General features: G+C 71.1%; 14 protein-coding genes. 5 read left to right on the top strand and 9 right to left on the bottom strand.

Translation table 11 applies throughout. The annotated features are described in order from the left end of the window. Positions 1-307: YceI family protein (locus ABT116_RS28190; protein ID WP_351639487.1), on the bottom strand; the 307-nt coding region annotated here is incomplete at its 3' end. Between the two features lie 362 nt (positions 308-669). On the opposite strand from ABT116_RS28190, the gene ABT116_RS28185 reads away from it, so the two are divergent. The 4 genes from ABT116_RS28185 (at position 670) to ABT116_RS28170 (ending at position 6,342) form a co-directional block, all read left to right on the top strand. Further along, positions 670-1,527: an SDR family NAD(P)-dependent oxidoreductase gene (locus ABT116_RS28185; protein WP_351639490.1), complete on the top strand. Its 858-nt coding sequence runs from the start codon at positions 670-672 to the stop codon at positions 1,525-1,527. A 477-nt stretch (positions 1,528-2,004) separates the two neighbouring features. Then, on the top strand, positions 2,005-4,374 hold the full coding sequence (locus ABT116_RS28180) for a polysaccharide lyase 8 family protein (protein WP_351639485.1): 2,370 nt from the start codon (positions 2,005-2,007) through the stop codon (positions 4,372-4,374). Between the two features lie 154 nt (positions 4,375-4,528). Further along, positions 4,529-6,112, top strand: coding sequence for an acyl-CoA carboxylase subunit beta (locus tag ABT116_RS28175; RefSeq protein ID WP_351639482.1), 1,584 nt, complete (start codon positions 4,529-4,531; stop codon positions 6,110-6,112). 35 nt (positions 6,113-6,147) lie between these two features. Beyond that, positions 6,148-6,342 (top strand): acyl-CoA carboxylase subunit epsilon, encoded by a 195-nt coding sequence (locus ABT116_RS28170; protein ID WP_031110501.1) that lies wholly within the window; start codon positions 6,148-6,150, stop codon positions 6,340-6,342. 178 nt (positions 6,343-6,520) lie between these two features. Here ABT116_RS28170 and ABT116_RS28165 read toward each other — a convergent pair whose 3' ends face one another. The 8 genes from ABT116_RS28165 to ABT116_RS28130 all read right to left on the bottom strand — a co-directional run bounded on the left by ABT116_RS28165 (position 6,521) and on the right by ABT116_RS28130 (position 17,215). Next, positions 6,521-7,102 (bottom strand): GTP-binding protein, encoded by a 582-nt coding sequence (locus ABT116_RS28165; RefSeq protein ID WP_014675207.1) that lies wholly within the window; start codon positions 7,100-7,102, stop codon positions 6,521-6,523. Continuing rightward, entirely contained in the window at positions 7,083-7,667 is a 585-nt protein-coding gene (locus tag ABT116_RS28160) for a DUF742 domain-containing protein (RefSeq protein ID WP_351639478.1), read from the bottom strand. The genes ABT116_RS28165 and ABT116_RS28160 overlap by 20 nt, the downstream gene beginning before the upstream one ends. A gap of 94 nt (positions 7,668-7,761) precedes the next feature. Beyond that, the gene (locus ABT116_RS28155) at positions 7,762-8,175 is read right to left on the bottom strand and encodes a roadblock/LC7 domain-containing protein (RefSeq protein ID WP_003993185.1); all 414 of its coding nucleotides are present in this window, start codon (positions 8,173-8,175) and stop codon (positions 7,762-7,764) included. A 10-nt stretch (positions 8,176-8,185) separates the two neighbouring features. After that, a complete protein-coding gene (locus tag ABT116_RS28150; RefSeq protein ID WP_351639475.1) occupies positions 8,186-11,485 on the bottom strand; it encodes a sensor histidine kinase in 3,300 nt (1,099 codons plus the stop codon). A 375-nt stretch (positions 11,486-11,860) separates the two neighbouring features. Then, the gene (locus tag ABT116_RS28145; RefSeq protein WP_104781463.1) at positions 11,861-12,436 is read right to left on the bottom strand and encodes a GTP-binding protein; all 576 of its coding nucleotides are present in this window, start codon (positions 12,434-12,436) and stop codon (positions 11,861-11,863) included. Beyond that, positions 12,417-12,812, bottom strand: a complete 396-nt coding sequence (locus ABT116_RS28140; protein WP_030851927.1) for a DUF742 domain-containing protein — start codon at positions 12,810-12,812, stop codon at positions 12,417-12,419. Before ABT116_RS28140 ends, ABT116_RS28145 begins: the two co-directional genes overlap by 20 nt. A gap of 110 nt (positions 12,813-12,922) precedes the next feature. Continuing rightward, positions 12,923-13,336 carry a roadblock/LC7 domain-containing protein gene (locus ABT116_RS28135; protein ID WP_031138073.1) on the bottom strand — a complete coding sequence of 138 codons (414 nt, stop codon included), beginning with the start codon at positions 13,334-13,336 and terminating at the stop codon, positions 12,923-12,925. 9 nt (positions 13,337-13,345) lie between these two features. Further along, on the bottom strand, positions 13,346-17,215 hold the full coding sequence (locus ABT116_RS28130) for a nitrate- and nitrite sensing domain-containing protein (protein WP_351639471.1): 3,870 nt from the start codon (positions 17,213-17,215) through the stop codon (positions 13,346-13,348). Between the two features lie 600 nt (positions 17,216-17,815). On the opposite strand from ABT116_RS28130, the gene ABT116_RS28125 reads away from it, so the two are divergent. After that, the gene (locus ABT116_RS28125; protein ID WP_351639492.1) at positions 17,816-18,007 is read left to right on the top strand and encodes a hypothetical protein; all 192 of its coding nucleotides are present in this window, start codon (positions 17,816-17,818) and stop codon (positions 18,005-18,007) included. The last annotated feature ends 110 nt before the right edge of the window (positions 18,008-18,117 follow it).

The raw sequence follows: 18,117 nt of genomic DNA, 5'->3' as shown, positions 1-18,117 counted from the left end.
CGTCCGTCTTGAAGAAGTCCGCGCTCTTGAGGTGGCCGTCACGGTCGGCGTTGCCGGTCTCGATGCTGTCCATCACGACGTCGAGGGAGGCCGTCGAGCGCGACGGATCGGTGCCGTCGAGCCGGAGCGTGCCGGTGAAGTCCTGGAAGCTGCCCTTGACGTTCGTGACCATGGCGTGCCGGGCGGTGAAGCCGATGGTCGAGTGCGCGGGGTCGATCGTGTAGTCGCCGGTCAGGGCGGCCAGCTCGGGGCTCACGGGGCTCGCTGCGGTGGCGGTGCGGGCGTCGGTGCGGCTGAAGATGCTCATGGTCTGTGCTCCTTCTGTGCGTGATGTTGAATGTTTAACTACTCCAACGAGACCCACCGTAGACCTATTCCGTTCAATGTTCAACATCTTTGGGGCGGGGTCTCCTCCTCGCGTCTGCGGGCCCCTCTCGTTCCGCCGCTTGGCGCAATCACACGGCTCGCGGGGGTGGGCCCGCCCGGCGCGGTGCAGGACGGCCCGGGACCGGGTGGGCCCGGGATCGCGGGCCCGCCGAAGCCGGAGCGCCGGGCCTCGGCCGGCACCCGGTGCGGTGGCGGTGTCCGGCGAGACGGGGTTCCGTGTCAAGGGAGCGCATGGAGACAGACGAGACCACGGCGGACGCCCAGCGCAGGGGAGAGCGACTCGTGACACTCACCGGCTCCGGCTCGGCCTACGACCCACCGGCGGATCCCGCCCCGCGCCGCTCCACGGCCCCCGTTCCCGCCCGCGTGCACCAGTACGGGCCACCGAGACGTCTGGACCGGCGCGTGGCCCTGGTCACCGGCGCCTCCTCCGGCATCGGGGCGGCCACGGCCCGGCGTTTCGCGATGGACGGCTGGCAGCTGCTCCTCAGCGGACGCGACCGGCACCGCCTGCAGCAGACGGCGTCCGGGACCTCGGCCGTCGTGCTGCCCGCCGACCTCGCCGCCCCGGACGGCCCGCGCCTGCTGGCCCAGTCCGCGCTGCACACCACCGGCCGGATCGACGTCCTGGTCGCCGGGGCGGGCATGGGCTGGGCGGGCCCCTTCGCCGCCATGCCGCACACCGACATCGACCGGGTGCTGACCCTCGACCTCAACGCCACGCTGCACCTCGTGCGTGAGGTGCTGCCCTCCATGATCGCCGCCGGGCGGGGCCGCGTGGTGCTGCTCGGCTCGGTCGCCGGCTGCGTGGGCCTGCGCGAGGAGGCGGTGTACTCCGCCGCGAAGGCCGGCCTGGCCGCCTTCGCCGAGGCACTGCGCCAGGAACTGCGCGGGACGGGCGTGGGCGTCACCTTCGTCGTGCCCGGAGCCGTCGACACGCCCTTCCACACCCGCCGCGGCAGGCCCTACGACGGCACCCGCACCGGTCTCCTCTCGCCGGGCTGCGTGGCCGGCACGATCTGGGAGGCCGTCCGGCAGAACCGCGACGAGGCCTACGTCCCCACCTGGCTGACCGTCCCGGGCCGCGCCCGCGGCCTCGCACCGGGCCTCTACCGCCGCCTGCTGAACCGCTTCGGCTGACGGGCGCCGCGACAGCGCCGCAGTTCGTCGAGCTTTCCGGCTGACCGGCGTCGGTTTGCGCCGCCGTCCGGTGAGCCGTTTTCAGACCGGCGCCGGCTCTGTGCCGCGCAGAGCTGCATCGGCGGACTCGCGCCGGGGTTGTTCAGCCGTCTGCCGGGCTGCTTCGCCGTGCCCGTGCCGCTGCCTGGTGAGCGGCTTCGGCTGACCCGCCTCGGGTTTGTGCCGCCTCTGCTGAACAGCTTCGGCGGACCCGCGACGGGTGGTGCTCTGCCGCCCGTCGAGTTGTATCGGCCGACCCGTGCCGGGCTTGCTCCGCCGTCAGGTGGGCCGCATCGGCCACCCCCGCCGGGCTCGTGTCGCCGCCGCCGAACCACCAGGCGCCCCCCGCCCCCCTCGGCTGCCCGCCGTTCCCCCGTTCCGGGGACTCCGGCCGGATCCACCGTTCAGGTGGCCGTCTCCCCGTGGTACGGCATGGGCATGGCTCCCCAGCGTCGCGTCTTCCCCCGCCGCACGGCCGGGGCCGCCGCCCTGTTCCGGCCCGGCCGCCGCGCCCTGCTGCTCGCGGCCGCGGCCCTCGCGGCGACCGGGGGCGCGGCGCCGGTGCGCCGGAGCACCGACGTGCCCGGCGACCCGTACGACACCCTCCGCCGCCGCTGGCTCGGCCTCTCCCTCGGCACCGGCTACGACCCCGCCGCCGAGCCCTACGCCGCCCGGCTCGCCGAGACCGGCGCACTCGCCCGCGACCTGCACGCGAGCATGGCCCCGACGGCGAACTCGCTCTGGCCCGGCCACCCCTTCGACCCGCCGGCCGGCATCACCCTCGGCTACGCCCGCCTGTGGACCATGACCCGGGCCTACGTCCAGCAGGGCACCGGCTCCACCGCCGACCCCGGCCTCCTCGCCGGCATCCTGCGCGGCCTCGACCACCTCTCCGTCACCGTCTACAACCCCTCCACCACCCGCTGGGGCAACTGGTGGGAGTGGCAGATCGGCAGCCCCCGCCTGCTCACCGACATCACGGCCGCCCTGTACGAGGAGCTGGGGGAGGCCCGTGTCAGCGCCGCCTGCGCCGCCGTCGACCACTTCGTCCCCGACTCGGCCCTGGGCGACTACAGCGGCACCTCCACCGGCGCCAACCGCGTCGACCTGTGCCGCTCCGTCGCCCTGCGCGGCGTCCTCGGCCGCGACCCCGCCAAGATCGCCCTCGCCCGGGACGCGCTCTCCCCGGTGTTCCCGTACGTCACCCGGGGCGACGGCCTCTACGCCGACGGCTCCTTCGTCCAGCACACCTGGGTCGCCTACTCGGGCACGTACGGCCAGGTCATGCTCGACGGACTCGGCCGGCTCCTCGCCCTGCTCGCCGGATCCGACTGGGAGGTCACCGACCCGAACCGGCAGATCGTCCTCGACAGTGTCGAACGCGCCTACGCCCCGCTCATCCACGACGGTCTCGTCATGGACAGCGTCAACGGCCGGGCCATCAGCCGCGGCCACCTCACCGCCGACGACCGAAAGGTCCTGAGGAGCGACCACTACCACGGCCACCAGCTCATCGCCGCCATCGCCCTCCTCGCGGCCGGCGCGAGCCCGGCGGAACGGGACCGCTGGCACGCCCGGATCAAGGGGTGGATCGAACGGGACACCGTGAGCCCGATGCTGACGGCGCCCCAGTTCGGTGTCGCCGACCTGGCCCGGCTGCACACCATCGCCCGCTCACCCGCCCCTGCCGCGCCCGAATCCGCCGGGCACCACCTCTTCCCCGCCATGGACCGTGCCGTCCACCGCGGCCCCGGCTTCACCGTGAACATCGCCATGGCCAGCGACCGCATCGCCCACTACGAGTGCGGCAACGGCGAGAACCCCCGCGGCTGGCACACCGGCGCGGGCATGGTCAGCTGGTGGTCCGGCACGAACGACCAGTACACGGACTGGTTCTGGCCGACCGTCGACTGGTACCGGCTGCCCGGCACCACCGTCTCCACCAAACGGCTCGCCGACCGCGAAGGCGGCGAGTGGGGCACGGCCCGCCCGGACACGCGCTGGGTCGGCGGCACCACCGACGGCAGGTACGCGGCCCTGGGGCAGCACCTCAAGGGCCTCGGCTCCACCCTGGAGGCCCGCAAAACCTGGTTCTGCGTCGCGGACGCGGTGATCTGCCTGGGCGCCGGGATCACCTGCGCCGACGGCGTTCCGGTCGAGACGATCGTCGACAACCGCAACCTCGGCGCGTCCGGCACCCAGCGCTTCGTCAAGGGACCGCAGTGGGCCCACCTGGAGAACCACGGCGGCTGGCTCCTGCTCGGCCGCGAGCCGAAGGCGCTGCGCGAGGACCGCACCGGCGCCTGGTCCGACATCAACACCGGCAGCACGCGGGAGCGGCGCACCCGCCGCTGGCAGACCCTGTGGCTCGACCACGGCACCGACCCCGAGGACGCCACGTACGCCTACGTCCTGATGCCCGGGGCGTCCCGCCGGGCGGTCGCACGCCGGGCCGCCGACCGCCACTGGATGTCGGTGCTCGCCAACGACGCCGGCCGCCAGGCCGTCACCGTGCCCTCCCTCGGCTGCACGGCCGCGAACTTCTGGAGGGCCGGCACCGCGGGCCCCCTCACCGCCTCCGCCGCGGCGAGCGTGCTGACCGTCGTCCGGGGCCGCGCCGCTACCCTCTGCGTGAGCGAACCGCCCCGCACCGGCGAGCCCCTGGAGGTCGCCTGGGACCGCCCGGTCCGGCGCGTCGGCCGCGTGGACGAGACGGTCGAGGTGCTGTCCGTCGGCCGCGGGCTGCGCCTGCGCGTCACTCCGGGGACGGCATGCGCCACACATGTCTGTGAGGTGACTCTCGCCTGACCGCATTGTGCGACCCCTACAAGCGACACGCCCCCTGAGCAGTCAGAAAGGGTCAACCCCGTCAGAGTTCTGTTCAGGGGTACCAGGAAAACACGCCGGAGACTGTGAGGAGTCGACGGCCCGCATTCCTCGGTTGACTTCGTAAGGTCACTACATGACCGTTTTGGATGAGGCGCCGGGTGAGCCGACCGACGCGCGCGGACGCGTGGCCGAACTGCACGAGATCCGTGCGCAGGCGATGGCGGGACCGAGCGAGAAGGCGACCGAGGCGCAGCACGCCAAGGGCAAGCTGACCGCACGGGAGCGCATCGAACTCCTCCTCGACCCGGACTCCTTCCGGGAGGTCGAGCAGTTGCGCCGGCACCGGGCCACCGGCTTCGGCCTGGACGCCAAGAAGCCGTACACCGACGGTGTGATCACCGGCTGGGGCACGGTGGAGGGCCGCACGGTCTTCGTCTACGCGCACGACTTCCGCATCTTCGGCGGCGCGCTGGGCGAGGCCCACGCCACGAAGATCCACAAGATCATGGACATGGCCATCGCGGCCGGTGCCCCGCTGGTCTCGCTGAACGACGGCGCCGGCGCCCGTATCCAGGAGGGCGTCTCCGCCCTCGCCGGCTACGGCGGCATCTTCCAGCGCAACACCAAGGCCTCGGGCGTGATCCCGCAGATCTCGGTGATGCTCGGCCCGTGCGCCGGCGGCGCGGCCTACAGCCCCGCCCTCACCGACTTCGTCTTCATGGTCCGCGAGACCTCGCAGATGTTCATCACCGGCCCCGACGTCGTCAAGGCGGTCACCGGCGAGGAGATCACGCAGAACGGCCTGGGCGGCGCCGACGTCCATGCCGAGACCTCCGGTGTCTGCCACTTCGCCTACGACGACGAAGAGACCTGCATCGCCGAGGTCCGCTACCTCCTCTCCCTGCTCCCGCAGAACAACCGCGAGAACCCGCCCCGCTCGGAGTCCTCGGACGCGGCCGACCGCCGCTCGGACGTTCTCCTGGACCTGGTCCCGGCGGACGGCAACCGGCCGTACGACATGGCCAAGGTCATCGAGGAGATCGTCGACGACGGCGACTACCTGGAGGTCCACGAGCGCTGGGCCCGCAACATCATCTGCGCGCTGGGCCGGATGGACGGACAGGTCGTCGGCATCGTGGCGAACCAGCCCCAGGCCCTGGCGGGCGTGCTGGACATCGAGGCCTCCGAGAAGGCGGCCCGCTTCGTTCAGATGTGCGACGCGTTCAACATCCCGATCATCACTCTTCTGGACGTCCCCGGCTTCCTCCCGGGCGTCGACCAGGAGCACGGTGGCATCATCCGCCACGGCGCGAAGCTCCTCTACGCCTACTGCAACGCGACCGTGCCGAGGATCTCGCTGATCCTGCGCAAGGCCTACGGAGGTGCGTACATCGTCATGGACAGCCAGTCCATCGGTGCCGACCTCACCTACGCCTGGCCGACGAACGAGATCGCCGTCATGGGCGCCGAGGGCGCTGCCAACGTCATCTTCCGCCGCCAGATCGCCGAGGCCGAAGACCCCGAGGCCATGCGGGCCCGCATGGTCAAGGAGTACAAGTCCGAGCTGATGCACCCCTACTACGCGGCCGAACGCGGCCTGGTCGACGACGTCATCGACCCCGCCGAGACCCGCGAGGTGCTGATCAAGTCCCTCGCCATGCTCCAGACCAAGCACGCGGACCTGCCGTCCCGCAAGCACGGCAACCCGCCGCAGTAACCCGGCGGACATCTTCCTCACGGAGACTGACACCCATGGAATCGCCTGACATCCGCGTCGAAAAGGGCCACGCCGAGCCCGAGGAGGTCGCCGCCATCACGGCCATCCTCCTGGCCCGCGCCGCCGCCCGCCCCGCTGACCCGACCCCGGCCCACCGCGGCCGCATCAAGGCAGGCTGGCGCCGCCTGGAACGCGAGCCCGGCTTCCGCGCCCCGCACAGCTGGCGCTGACCCATCTTCGCTAAAAGGGGCCCCTCCACACGGAGGGGCCCCTTTTAGCGATGCCCAAGGGGGCGCGCCGTCAGGGGCGCGGGGAACTGCGCGACAAGCCCCCACGACCCGCACCCGGCAACGCAACAGCCCCCGGCAGCCCAAAGGCCGCCAGGGGCTGTCCCACAGCAACGAAGAACTACCGCAGTCGAGCCATCAACGCGTGCTCGACCAGCGTGATCAACGCAGACTTCGCATCGGCCCGATGCCGCGCGTCCGTCGTGATGATCGGAGTGTCCGGCCCGATCTGGAGCGCTTCCCGGACCTCGTCCGGCGTGTACGGCTGCTGTCCGTCGAAGCCGTTCAGCGCGATGACGAACGGCAGACCGCTGTTCTCGAAGTAGTCGACCGCGGGGAAGCAGTCGGCGAGCCTCCTCGTGTCGACCAGCACGATCGCGCCGATGGCGCCGCGCACCAGGTCGTCCCACATGAACCAGAAGCGGTCCTGGCCCGGTGTACCGAACAGGTACAGGATCAGGTCCTGGTCCAGGGTGATACGGCCGAAGTCCATGGCCACCGTGGTGGTGGTCTTGTCCCCGGTGTGGGTGAGGTCGTCGATGCCGGCCGAAGCGGACGTCATGACGGCCTCGGTGCGCAGCGGGTTGATCTCCGAGACGGCACCCACGAACGTGGTCTTGCCCACGCCGAAGCCGCCAGCCACCACGATCTTCGCGGACGTGGTGGAGCGGGAAGGCCCTCCGCTAGAGCTTGCGAAGTCCACTGAGCACCCTTTCGAGCAGTGTCACGTCTGGCTGGCCGCCGGCGTTCTCGTCGCCGCCGGGCTGATGGATGGCGACCAGTCCCGCCTCCGCCAAGTCGGCGACGAGGATCCTGGCCACGCCGAGAGGGATCGTGAGGAGCGCCGAGATCTCGGCGACCGACTTGATTTCCCGGCAGAGGTTGCAGATCCGCTGATGCTCGGGCAACTGGCCCTGCATCTGGTGCGGCTGCGCAGTGGTGTGCACCAGCGCCTCGATGGCGAGCTGGTAGCGGGGGCGGGTCCGGCCGCCGGTCATGGCGTACGGGCGCACCAACGGATTGTGATTGTTCGACGCCCCGCCGGGCGTCGGCTCGGGGCTGCGGCGCTGCGGCTGCACAGGCTGGATACGCGGGGCCGGCGGCTGGTCGTACGGCGACGGGCCGGGGCCCTGCGGCGCGTACGGCTGCCGGTGGCTCGGTGCGGAGGGGAAGTTGTAACGGTTCGGGTTCTGGCCACCGTCGCCCTGGCCCTGGGCAGGGCCGTACGACCAGTTGCCCGAAGACGAACCGCCTGGGGGTGTTGCCACTTTCTCCTCCTCCGACTGTGCCTGGCACCCATCGCTGTGGAGCCGCGTCCCGAAACCTTACGGCCCCGGGACGCCAAAACGCACCGTCCGTCTACTAGTTGAGCAGGCTCCCCTGGAGCTCTGCACGAAGGTCCGGTGTCAGGACCGTACCGGCTCGGTCGACCAGCAGCGCCATCTCGTACCCGATGAGGCCGATGTCCGCCTCGGGATGAGCGAGAACGGCCAGCGACGATCCGTCGGATACGGACATGATGAAGAGGAATCCCCGCTCCATCTCCACAACGGTCTGGTTCACGGCGCCTCCCTCGAAGATCCGGGAAGCGCCCGCCGTCAGCGACGTCAGACCGGAGGCGACGGCCGCGAGCTGGTCGGCGCGGTCGCGGGGGAAGCCTTCGGACATCGCCAGAAGGAGTCCGTCGGCGGAGACCACCACCGTGTGGGACACCCCCGGGGTGTTGTCCACGAAGTTGGTGATCAACCAGTTCAGGTTCTGTGCCGCCTGGCTCATCGGGCTCACACTAACGCTCCTGGTTGTAGGTGCTGTCAGGACCGAAGCCCTGGCCGTTCGTTTCACTGCCTGCGCTGCGTCCGCGCTGGACGCCTCGACGCAGGTTGCTCAGCCTGCCCCGGACGTCCTCCGGGGCGCGGGAGACCTGTGGGCCTCCCTGGGGAGTGCTTTCGGCGGCACCCTCGATCAGGTTCGCCTTGGGTACCCGCCTCGGCAGGCCGGAGGAGGTGACCCCGCCCGCCTTGGGCTTCCGGAGCTGCGAGGCCTGCTGCCACCGCTCGTCGTTGGCCGAGCGCCAGTCGTCGCCGTTGCTCTCCGGAGCGGAGGCCGGCGGTTCCTGGCTCACCTGCCGTGCGCCACCCGTACCGTTCGCACCGCTCGCGGTGGGTCCACGGCGGGGAAGCCCGGCGTCGGTCATCGTGTGAGCGGCGGAGGGGCTCGATCCCGGACGGTCGAAGCCTACGCGGTCCTGCTCACTTGCGTCAGCGGCCTGGGCAGATTCCGTTTCCGGGGCCTGAGAAGAGTACTGGCTCGGGTAGCCGTTCTGGTAACCGTCCTGCTGCGGCCAGTCGTCCTGGTGACGCCGCTGCTCGAACGCGGCGAAACCGCCCGCGCCGCCCGCACCCTGACCCGAGGGCTCCTCCTGGGCCGGCTCCGCATAGGAGGGCTCCGGGTAGCCGCCGTTCGGCGAGAAGGTGTCGTTCTGCGGCATGTTGCCGTTCGGCGCGTAGTACTGCTCGCCGTAGGCAGACGGCTGCGGCTCCTCGTACGCCGTGTGCCGCTGCTCGTCGTACGACGGCTGCTGCTGCTCGTACGGCGCCTGACGGTCGTACGCGGACGCCTGCTGCTCCGGGTAGCCGCTCTGGCCGGTGTCGTAGGCCTGCCCGGCGTCGTAGCCCTGCTGCCCGTTGTACTCGTCGCGGTAGCCGGTCGCCTGGGAGGGCTCCTGGCTGCTCTGCGCGGGCAGCGCGGGCTGCTCGTGCGACTGGGCCTCCAGGGCCGCCCTGCGCTCCTCACGCATCAGGGAGCGGCCCACGGGGTCCAGCTCCCGTATGTCGTCGGGGACGTCGGAGTAGCGGCTGTCGTCGAAGCCGAGTTCCGCGGCCGTGCGCATGGGCTGCTGGTTGAAGTTCTCGCCGCCGAAGTTCTGCTCCGGGATGATCTGCGAGACGGTGAACTCGTCGCGGTCCACGTGCTGCTCGCCACCACCACCGTGGGTGATCGCGTCCGGCAGCATGACCAGCGAGGTGGTGCCGGCCTGCTCGCCCGAGGGGCGCAGCTGGACACGGATGCCGTGCCGGTCGGACAGCCGGCCGACCACGAACAGACCCATGCGCTGCGAGATCGCGGCGTCCACGGTCGGCGGGTTGGCCAGCTTGTGGTTGATGTCCGCGAAGTCCTCGGCGGTGAGGCCGATGCCCTTGTCGTGGATCTCGATCATGACGCGGCCGTCGGGAAGACGGGTGGCGGTCACGCGGACCTTGGTCTGCGGGGAGGAGAACGTCGTCGCGTTCTCCAGCAGCTCGGCGAGCAGGTGCACGAGGTCGGTCACGGCGCGGCCGTGGATCTCGGCCTCCGGGACGCCGGAGAGCTCGATGCGCTCGTACTGCTCCACCTCGGAGGAGGCGGCGCGCAGCACGTCGACCAGCGGCACCGGCTGGTCCCAGCGGCGGCCGGGCTCCTCGCCGGCGAGGACGAGGAGGTTCTCGCCGTTGCGGCGCATACGGGTCGCGAGGTGGTCCAGGCGGAAGAGGTTCTCCAGCTGGTCCGGGTCGGCCTCGTTGTTCTCCAGGTCGGTGATCAGGGTCAGCTGGCCCTCGATCAGCGACTGGTTGCGGCGCGACAGGTTGGTGAAGATCGCGTTGATGTTGCCCCGCAGCAGGGCCTGCTCGGCGGCGAGCCGGATGGCCTCACGGTGGACCTGGTCGAAGGCGCGGGCGACCTCGCCGATCTCGTCCGTGGTGGAGATCGGGATGGGGGCGACACGGGTGTCGACGCGGCCGGGGTCGGTGCGCGAGAGCTGGTCGACCAGCATCGGCAGACGCTGCTCGGCGATACCGAAGGCGGCGTTGCGCAGCTGGCGCATCGAGCGGCTCATCTGGCGGGCGACCGCGCCGGCCAGGATGAAGGCCAGGAGCAGGGCGACCACGACGGCGGCACCGGTGATGTAGGCGTCACGCTGGGCGTCGTCGGCGATCTCGGAGGCCTCGTTCACCGCGCGGTCGGCGAGCTCGGTCTCGATCTTGTCGTACGCGTTGAACTTCAGCGTCGTGACGGCCCACCAGTTCTGCGCGGTGATGCCTCGCTGGGCGAGGGCGGCGCGCTCGCTCGGGTCCGTGGAGGGCAGCGACGCGATCCTGGCCACCATCGTGGTGGGACTGGCGGGCGGCGGTACGTAGTCCGGGTCCTTGGCCTTGGCCTCGGCGGCCATCCGCGCGCCGTCGGCCTTGATCTGCTTCTCCGCGGCCGTCAGCTTGGCGAAGTCCGCCTCGGTGCCGCCGCTCTCGTACTCCTGGATGGCGATGCGCTCCAGGTAGGCGTACGAGGACAGAGCGATGCGCTGGCTGGCCAGGTTGCCGCCGTCCGGGCCGGGCTTGATCAGGATGTGCATGCCGATGGAGCGCTGGAGGGAGAGAGCGCCCTTGGTCAGCGAGATGGCGTAGACGGTACGGCCGTAGCTGGTGATGTTGCCGGTGCCCAGGCCGAGTTCGTTGGCGAACTCCAGCAGCCTGTGTTCGACCTCGACGTAGCCCTCTTCGGTCTGCACGCCCTTGAGCTGGCTGGTGTAGGCGGCCGCTCGCAGCTGCGTCAGCTCCGGCTCCGCCTCACGGAAGCGATCCAGGCGCCGCTGGAGGCCCGGCCGGTCGGGCATGTTCTTGACGGCCTCGTCGAAGGCGTCGGCCGCCTTGTCGGTGTTGGCACGGGCCTTGACGACCGTCGGGTCCTTCACGCCCTTGCCCTGGAGCAGGGGTGCGGCGGTCACGTCGCGCTCGGTGAGCAGTTCGTTGCCGTAGGTCAGGGCGGCGCGGACCAGGCGCGCGGTGTTCTCCGCGTCCTCGGCCTCCTGCCAGGTGTCGATCGAGCTCTTCACCTGGAAGCCGCCCATGACGAGGCCGACCACCACGGGTATGAGCAGGATCGCGTTCAGCCTGGTCGCCACACGCCAGTTGCGCGGGGAGAGACGGCCGCCGCTCTCGGCGGGCGCGGCCGTCGGTTCCGAACCGGGCACGGGGGCGGGCGCCGCTGTGCGCGGCGGCGGGGTGAAGTTGCCCCGGGCCGACGGCTCGGGACTGTTCTTGCTTCGCCTCACTCGACCAACAACCTCTCGGCGGTCGGCACCAACGTTGTGCCGCAGTGTTCAGAGCCCAACACGCCTCGATGGACGAGTGCGTCATTGACTATTGGGCAGTTCAGGCATTCCAGCACGACGACCTGCGCTCTTCCAAACAGTCCGGGGCGGGGATTCGACGTGATGTAAGCCCCAGATAAAACGGTCATAAAGAGCGAGCCCCGCCAAAAGGCGGGGCCGTTGTGAGCGCAGCGAGACCGGATGTGCGCGACGCGTGGCCGTACCACCAGATTCCTCTGCCGAAACGTTATGAACACCTTGGCCGACCGTGTCAAAGGACACAGCGGGCTCCGGTGTATCTACGACAACTGCCGTATGGCGCTCCTGAATTGGGTGCTACCTCAGTCGTGCCATCAGAGCGTGCTCGACCAGCGTGATCAGGGCACTCTTCGCATCGGCCCGGTGCCGGGCGTCCGTCGTGATGATCGGGGTGTCGGGTCCGATCTGCAGCGCCTCGCGCACCTCTTCGGGCTGGTAGGGCTGCTGTCCGTCGAAGCCGTTCAGCGCGACGACGAAGGGCAGACCGCTGTTCTCGAAGTAGTCGACGGCCGGGAAGCAGTCGGCCAGGCGCCGGGTGTCCACGAGCACCACCGCGCCGATGGCGCCGCGCACCAGGTCGTCCCACATGAACCAGAAGCGGTCCTGGCCCGGCGTACCGAACAGGTACAGGATCAGGTCCTGGTCCAGGGTGATGCGGCCGAAGTCCATGGCCACCGTGGTGGTGGTCTTGTCCCCGGTGTGGGTGAGGTCGTCGATGCCGGCCGAAGCGGACGTCATGACGGCCTCGGTGCGCAGCGGGTTGATCTCCGAGACGGCACCCACGAACGTGGTCTTGCCCACGCCGAAGCCGCCAGCCACCACTATCTTCGCTGAAGTGGTGGACCGTCCCGCGTCAGAGCTTGCGAAGTCCACTGAGCACCCTTTCGAGCAGTGTCACGTCCGGCGCGCCGGTGGCGTCGTCGCCGCCCGGCTGGTGGATCGCGACGAGACCGGCCTCGGCGAGGTCCGCGACCAGGATCCGGGCCACGCCCAGCGGCATGTTGAGCAGCGCCGACACCTCGGCCACCGACTTGACCTCACGGCACAGGTGGCAGATCCGCTGGTGCTCCGGGAGCAGCCCCATGAGCGCGGCGGGGTCCGCGGTCGTACTGATGAGTGCCTCGATCGCCAGCTGGTAGCGCGGCCGGGTCCGGCCGCCGGTCATGGCATAAGGCCGGACCAGCGGCTGGTCGCCCTCGTCCTCGTACGGCTCCGCGTACGGATCATGAGAGGCGGTGGGCGGGGTCATGGGTCCTCCGGGCGGGACAGCAAGTCGGTCAGCAAGCCGTCTGACGGGGCCTGTGTGGGGTGTGTGGCGGCCGGACGGTGATGTGGTGAGACGGGTGGTGCCGGGGCCGATCAGTGGAGCAGACTGCCTTGGAGCTCAGCCCTGAGGTCGGGCGTGAGGACCGCGCCCGCGCGGTCGACCAGGAGCGCCATCTCGTAGCCGACGAGGCCGATGTCGCACTCGGGGTGGGCGAGTACCGCGAGGGACGAGCCGTCCGAGACGGACATGAGGAAGAGGAATCCCCGCTCCATCTCCACGACCGTCTGCGCCACCTCGCCTCCCTCGAAGATCCGGGAAGCGCCTGCCGTCAGGGACGTCAGACCCGAGGCGACGGCCGCGAGCTGGTCCGCACGGTCGCGCGGGAAGCCCTCCGACAGCGCCAGGAGGAGACCGTCGGCGGACACGACGACGGTGTGGGACACCCCGGGGGTGTTGTCCACGAAGTTGGTGATCAACCAGTTGAGATTCTGTGCCGCCTGGCTCATCGGACTCAACTAACGCTCCTGCTGGTGAGTGGGCCGTGGGTGGCTGCCGGTCTGGGTGGACCCGGCCTGACGACCCTGTGCGATTCCCCGACGGAGATTGGTCAGCCGGCCGCGCACGTCATCGGGTGCGCGCGAGACCTGCGGACCGCTCTGGTGGGTTTGCTGCTGCGCCGTGCCCGGGACGAGGTTGGCCCGGGGTACCCGGCGCGGCAGGCCGGAGGTGGTGACACCACCCGCGGCGGGCTGACGGACTCGCTCGGCCTGGCGGACGAGGTCGTCGTTCGGCGAGGTGCGCCAGCCGGCGGGGGCGGACCGCTGCGGACCGGTGGGTCCCTGCGGTTGCTGGGATTGCTGCGGGGCGGCCGGGGCGGAGCCGTTGTTCTGCGGCTGCTGCTCCTGCTGGCCGTGGAACCAGTTGGTCTCCAGCGTGTCGTACAGCGGCGTACGACCGTCGCCCGGGCCGGACGCCGGCGGCAGGGCCTCGGGCTCCTGCCGGACCGGCCGGGCCTGCGGGGCGGGCGGACGCGGGGCACCGAAGTCGGCCGGACCCCGGCCGCCGCCCGCCTGCGGCCGCTCGAACCGGCCCGTGCCCGCGGGGTCGGCCGGCGTGGCCGGACCCGGGAGGGTGGGCCGCCCGGCGCCGTTGTCCTGGCGGGGCGCGGGGTACTGGCCGGTCGAGCCGTTGTCCTGGCGCTGGGCCGGGTACTGGCTGCCGTTGTCCTGGCGGGGCGCGTACTGGCCGGTGGAGCCGTTGTCCTGGCGCGGGGCGTACTGGTTGCCGTTGTCCTGCCGGGGCGCGGGGTACTGGCCTGTGGAGCCGTTGTCGTAGGACTGCGGCGCCGGGTACTGGCCCGACGCGGACGAGGTGTCGCTGCGGCCGCCGGGGGTGCCGAAGACGTCCGGGCGGACGAACGCGCCCTGGCCCTGCGAGGTGTTCGCGCCGGGGCCGAACGGGTCCGCCTGCTGGGGAACGCCGAAGTCGGCCGGGGAGCCGAGGCCCTGCCGGTCGTTGTCGCGCGGCACGGCCGGCATCTCCGCCGTCGTGCCGGGGCCCTGCCGGTCGTCGACGCGAGGCAGCGAAGACGTACGGGTGAGGTCCGGCTCCTCGTGCCCGCGCGGGGCGTCCAGCGAGGCGCGCGGCGCCGGCGGCTGGGCGTTCTCGTCGCTCCAGCTCGGCACGCGCGGCTGCGCGTCACCACCGGGCAGCTCGGCACGCGGTCCGCCGCGCGGCGGCAGCTGCGGCCTGCGGCCCGTGCCCTGCTCGGTGTCGCCGCCCTGCTTCTTGCGGCTCCGGCCTCCGCCGAAGGCGTCCTGGCCCTGCGGCCCGTTGGCGCCGGCCGCCTGCAGACCCTGCGGGGCACCCGGGGCCTGCTGGCCGTACCCGGTGCCCGTGGGAGCGGGACGGCCCTGCGAGGAACCACCCTGCTCGAACGCCGAGGTGCCGGGACCCTGCGGTCCGCGCGCTCCACCGGGCGCTCCCGGACGGCCACCGTCCGCGTCGCGCCCGGGCAGCGCGGCCCGCGGACCCTGACCGGAAGCGAGCCGGCCACCGCCGGAGGCACCGCCACCGAAGGCCCCGCCGGACGCACCGGCGCCGAGGGCACCGCCGCCCTGGCCCGCCCCGGCGGCACGCCGGGCCGCGGCCGCACCGGCGGCGGCCTGCGCGGCGGCGGGACCACCACCGACGGGAGGCTGACCGGGCTGCTTGGGCTGGGGCTTCCTGCCGCCCTGTGCGACGTCGACGGGCAGCATGACCAGCGCGGTCGTACCACCGGAGTCGGACGGGCGCAGCTGGATGCGGATGCCGTGCCGCTGCGACAGACGACCGACCACGAAGAGGCCCATGCGGCGGGAGACGGAGACGTCCACCGTCGGGGGAGAGGCGAGCCGCTCGTTGATCGCCGCCAGGTCCTCCGGCGACAGACCGATACCGGTGTCGTGGATCTCGATCAGCACACGGCCGTCGGGCAGCGCGTGACCGGTGACCTTGACCTTGGTCTGCGGCGAGGAGAAGGAGGTCGCGTTCTCCAGCAGCTCGGCAAGCAGGTGCACGAGGTCGTTGACCACGCGGCCGGCCACTTCGGTGGTCGGCACGGAGGCCAGCTCGATGCGCTCGTACTGCTCCACCTCGGACGCGGCGGCGCGGAGCACGTCGACCAGCGGGACCGGGCGGGTCCAGCGGCGGCCGGGCTCCTCACCCGCGAGGACGAGGAGGTTCTCACCGTTACGGCGCATACGCGTGGCGAGGTGGTCGAGCTTGAACAACGAGGACAGCTGGTCCGGGTCGGCCTCGCGGGACTCCAGCTCGGAGATCAGCGACAGCTGGCGCTGGATCAGACCCTGGGAGCGGCGCGAGAGGTTGGTGAACATCGCGTTGACGTTGCCCCGCAGCAGGGCCTGCTCGGCGGCGAGGCGGACCGCCTCGCGGTGCACGTCGTCGAAGGCCGCGGCCACCCGGCCGATCTCGTCCCGGGAGTGCACGCCGACCGACTCCACGGACGTGTCGACGTCCTGCGGGTCGGACTCGGAGAGCTGCTTGACCAGCTCGGGCAGACGGTCGGAGGCGACCTTGGTCGCGGTGTCCTCCAGGCGGCGCAGCGAGCGGATCATGGACCGCGCCACGACGAAGGCGCCGACCAGCGACACGCCGAGCACGATCAGGATCAGGGCACCGGAGATGATCGCGTCGCGCTCGGTGGCGCTGCGCAGCTCGCGGGCCTTCTGCTCCATCTCCTCGAGCAGCGTGTGCTCGATGTTCTTCATCTGCTGGATCTTGGTGGAGCTGTCGTCCAGCCAGTCGCGGTAGGACCGCTTGTCCTGCTGGGCGAGACCGCTCGCGGAGACCAGGGCGCGACCCGCGTAGGTGTCGGTCGCCTTGATCGTGGAGTTGCCGCCATCCTCGATGGGCTTGAGCAGCTCGGCGGCGGCGTCCTCGCCGTAGATGCTCTTGAAGCTGCGGATCTCGGACTTCTGGCTCTCCAGGGCCGACTCGGCGTAGAGCCGGTCGTTCGGCGAGAGCTTGCCGGTCGTGGTGTTGCTCGCCGGCAGTGCCGCCGCCAGGGCCGCGCGCTGGATCGAGGAGTACTCCTTGGCGGAGGAGAACGCCGCGAGCGCACGCGTGCGCTGGATCATGTCCGGGTTGCTGGTCGCCTCGGCCATGTCCTGGGAGAGGTCGATCAGGTTCTCGATCAGACGGTGGTACGCCTCGATCGTCTGCGTGGAGTTGTCCTCGGAGGCGTAGGCGCCCTTGCGGATCTGCTCCAGGTCGCCGAGCTCGCCGGCGAGCTGGACGAGGTACTCGCGGACGCCCTTGAGGTTGCCGTCCTTGCTGGCGCCGTCGATCTCCTCGGAACTGTCGAGGAAGTTCTTCCTCGCCCGGTCGGTCTTCTCGCGAAGTCCCTTGACCGTGAAGTCGCTCGCCTTGCCGCCGTGCGCCAGCGGGCCGGCCGACTGGTCGCGCTCCTCCTGGAGCGCGGCCGACAGCTCGGTGGCCTGCTTGGTCATGTCCGTCAGCAGCTTCATGTTGTCGAGCTGCTGGATGTCGTCCATGGACTGGTCGATACGCAGCGCGCCCAGCGAGGTGGCCGCGACCACCGGGAGGGCGAGCAGCGACACCAGTCGCGTGGAGATGCGCCAGTTGCGCAGGGCTATTCGCGGCCCCGGGCCGGTCGGGCCCGTCGGCGGCTTCAGCGCCGGGGAAGACCCCGCGGCCCCCGACGGGGCCGACGTACCGGCGCGCGCGGAGCGCTCACCGCCGTCACCGGCCGGGCCCTGGTTCTGGGCGTGCTGGGGCGCGGGGCCGCCTTTCACGGGGCCAGTCCCGCCGTGCGGCTCCGGCTCCGCCGAAGCGCTGCCATCCCTCTTGAAACGTCCCTGCACTAGCGTCGCAACCTCTGGACCAGGCACCCCGTCGCCTGAACGGCGGGGCACGGTGTCGGCGTTCTGGGGACGCCCTGAAAAACGCCCCCGTGGTGGTCGTGAGTGACCGGCGCTGGCTTCCCCTTCTCACCGCCACTCGGCGCGTCTGTGCGCCCCCTGTGCGCCGGCTCGATCCTGCGGCGGTCCGTGAGATTCCAGCACAGCACAGGATCTCCAACAAGGCCCGTAGGCCGAGCCGTGATGTAGGTGACACCACGTGAGTGACGGATCACCGGTCGTAGAAAGCGAGTTCGCCCATTTCGGGCGTAAGCCCGCGAGTCGACGAGCCGCGCCGGGTGTCCCAGTCGCCATGATCAGCAGCGGAATGATGGCTTCAGTGGGCCAATGTCCGTTTCGTTGGGGTGGAGCGCGAGTCCGGATTGACCGATTCGCCCTCTGATTCGTGAGAAAACTCACATGCCGATCATGACCCCTGCGCGACGGGGCCGGGGAATCGGATGTTTAGCCTGACGCTTTACAGCGATGGCACAACCGACAACCCGCGCCCGAGCGGGGGTTCACACCCTCCGGGCGCCGTCACAGGACAGGGTCAAGTAAACAGTGAAGACGACGACGATGTTCCACAAGATCGCCAACCCGCGACGCACGACGCTGGCACACCTGGACGACGCCGACGAACTGCAGACGCCGGAGCAGCCGGAGCACCCCGTCGAACTGCCGGCCCAGACCGCAAACCCCAAGCGCACCGTCCTCATGGAGATCCCCGTCGCGGCCGCCGCGGCCGCGGAGTGACACCAGCTAGTACGCGTGCCGGCCGCCGGATGCTCACGGCGGCGGCAACCGGATTTCCGAGGGGCGCCCCCGTACGGGGGCGCCCCTTCGCACGTGACGGGGCGCCCCCT

Origin of the sequence: Streptomyces sp. NPDC002130 (assembly GCF_040296465.1) — a bacterium.
Lineage (GTDB): Bacteria > Actinomycetota > Actinomycetes > Streptomycetales > Streptomycetaceae > Streptomyces.
The sequence above is the reverse complement of the archived record's forward strand: the minus strand, read 5'-3'. Positions and strand labels throughout refer to the sequence as shown.

Bases quoted from the DNA above. Each gene is read 5' to 3' on its own strand.
- ABT116_RS28180 (WP_351639485.1), top strand. From the start codon at position 2,005: ATGGCTCCCCAGCGTCGCGTCTTCCCCCGCCGCACGGCCGGGGCCGCC.
- ABT116_RS28175 (WP_351639482.1), top strand. From the start codon at position 4,529: ATGACCGTTTTGGATGAGGCGCCGGGTGAGCCGACCGACGCGCGCGGA.
- ABT116_RS28170 (WP_031110501.1), top strand. From the start codon at position 6,148: ATGGAATCGCCTGACATCCGCGTCGAAAAGGGCCACGCCGAGCCCGAG.
- ABT116_RS28155 (WP_003993185.1), bottom strand. From the start codon at position 8,175: ATGAGCCAGGCGGCACAGAACCTGAACTGGTTGATCACCAACTTCGTG.
- ABT116_RS28140 (WP_030851927.1), bottom strand. From the start codon at position 12,812: ATGACCCCGCCCACCGCCTCTCATGATCCGTACGCGGAGCCGTACGAG.
- ABT116_RS28135 (WP_031138073.1), bottom strand. From the start codon at position 13,336: ATGAGCCAGGCGGCACAGAATCTCAACTGGTTGATCACCAACTTCGTG.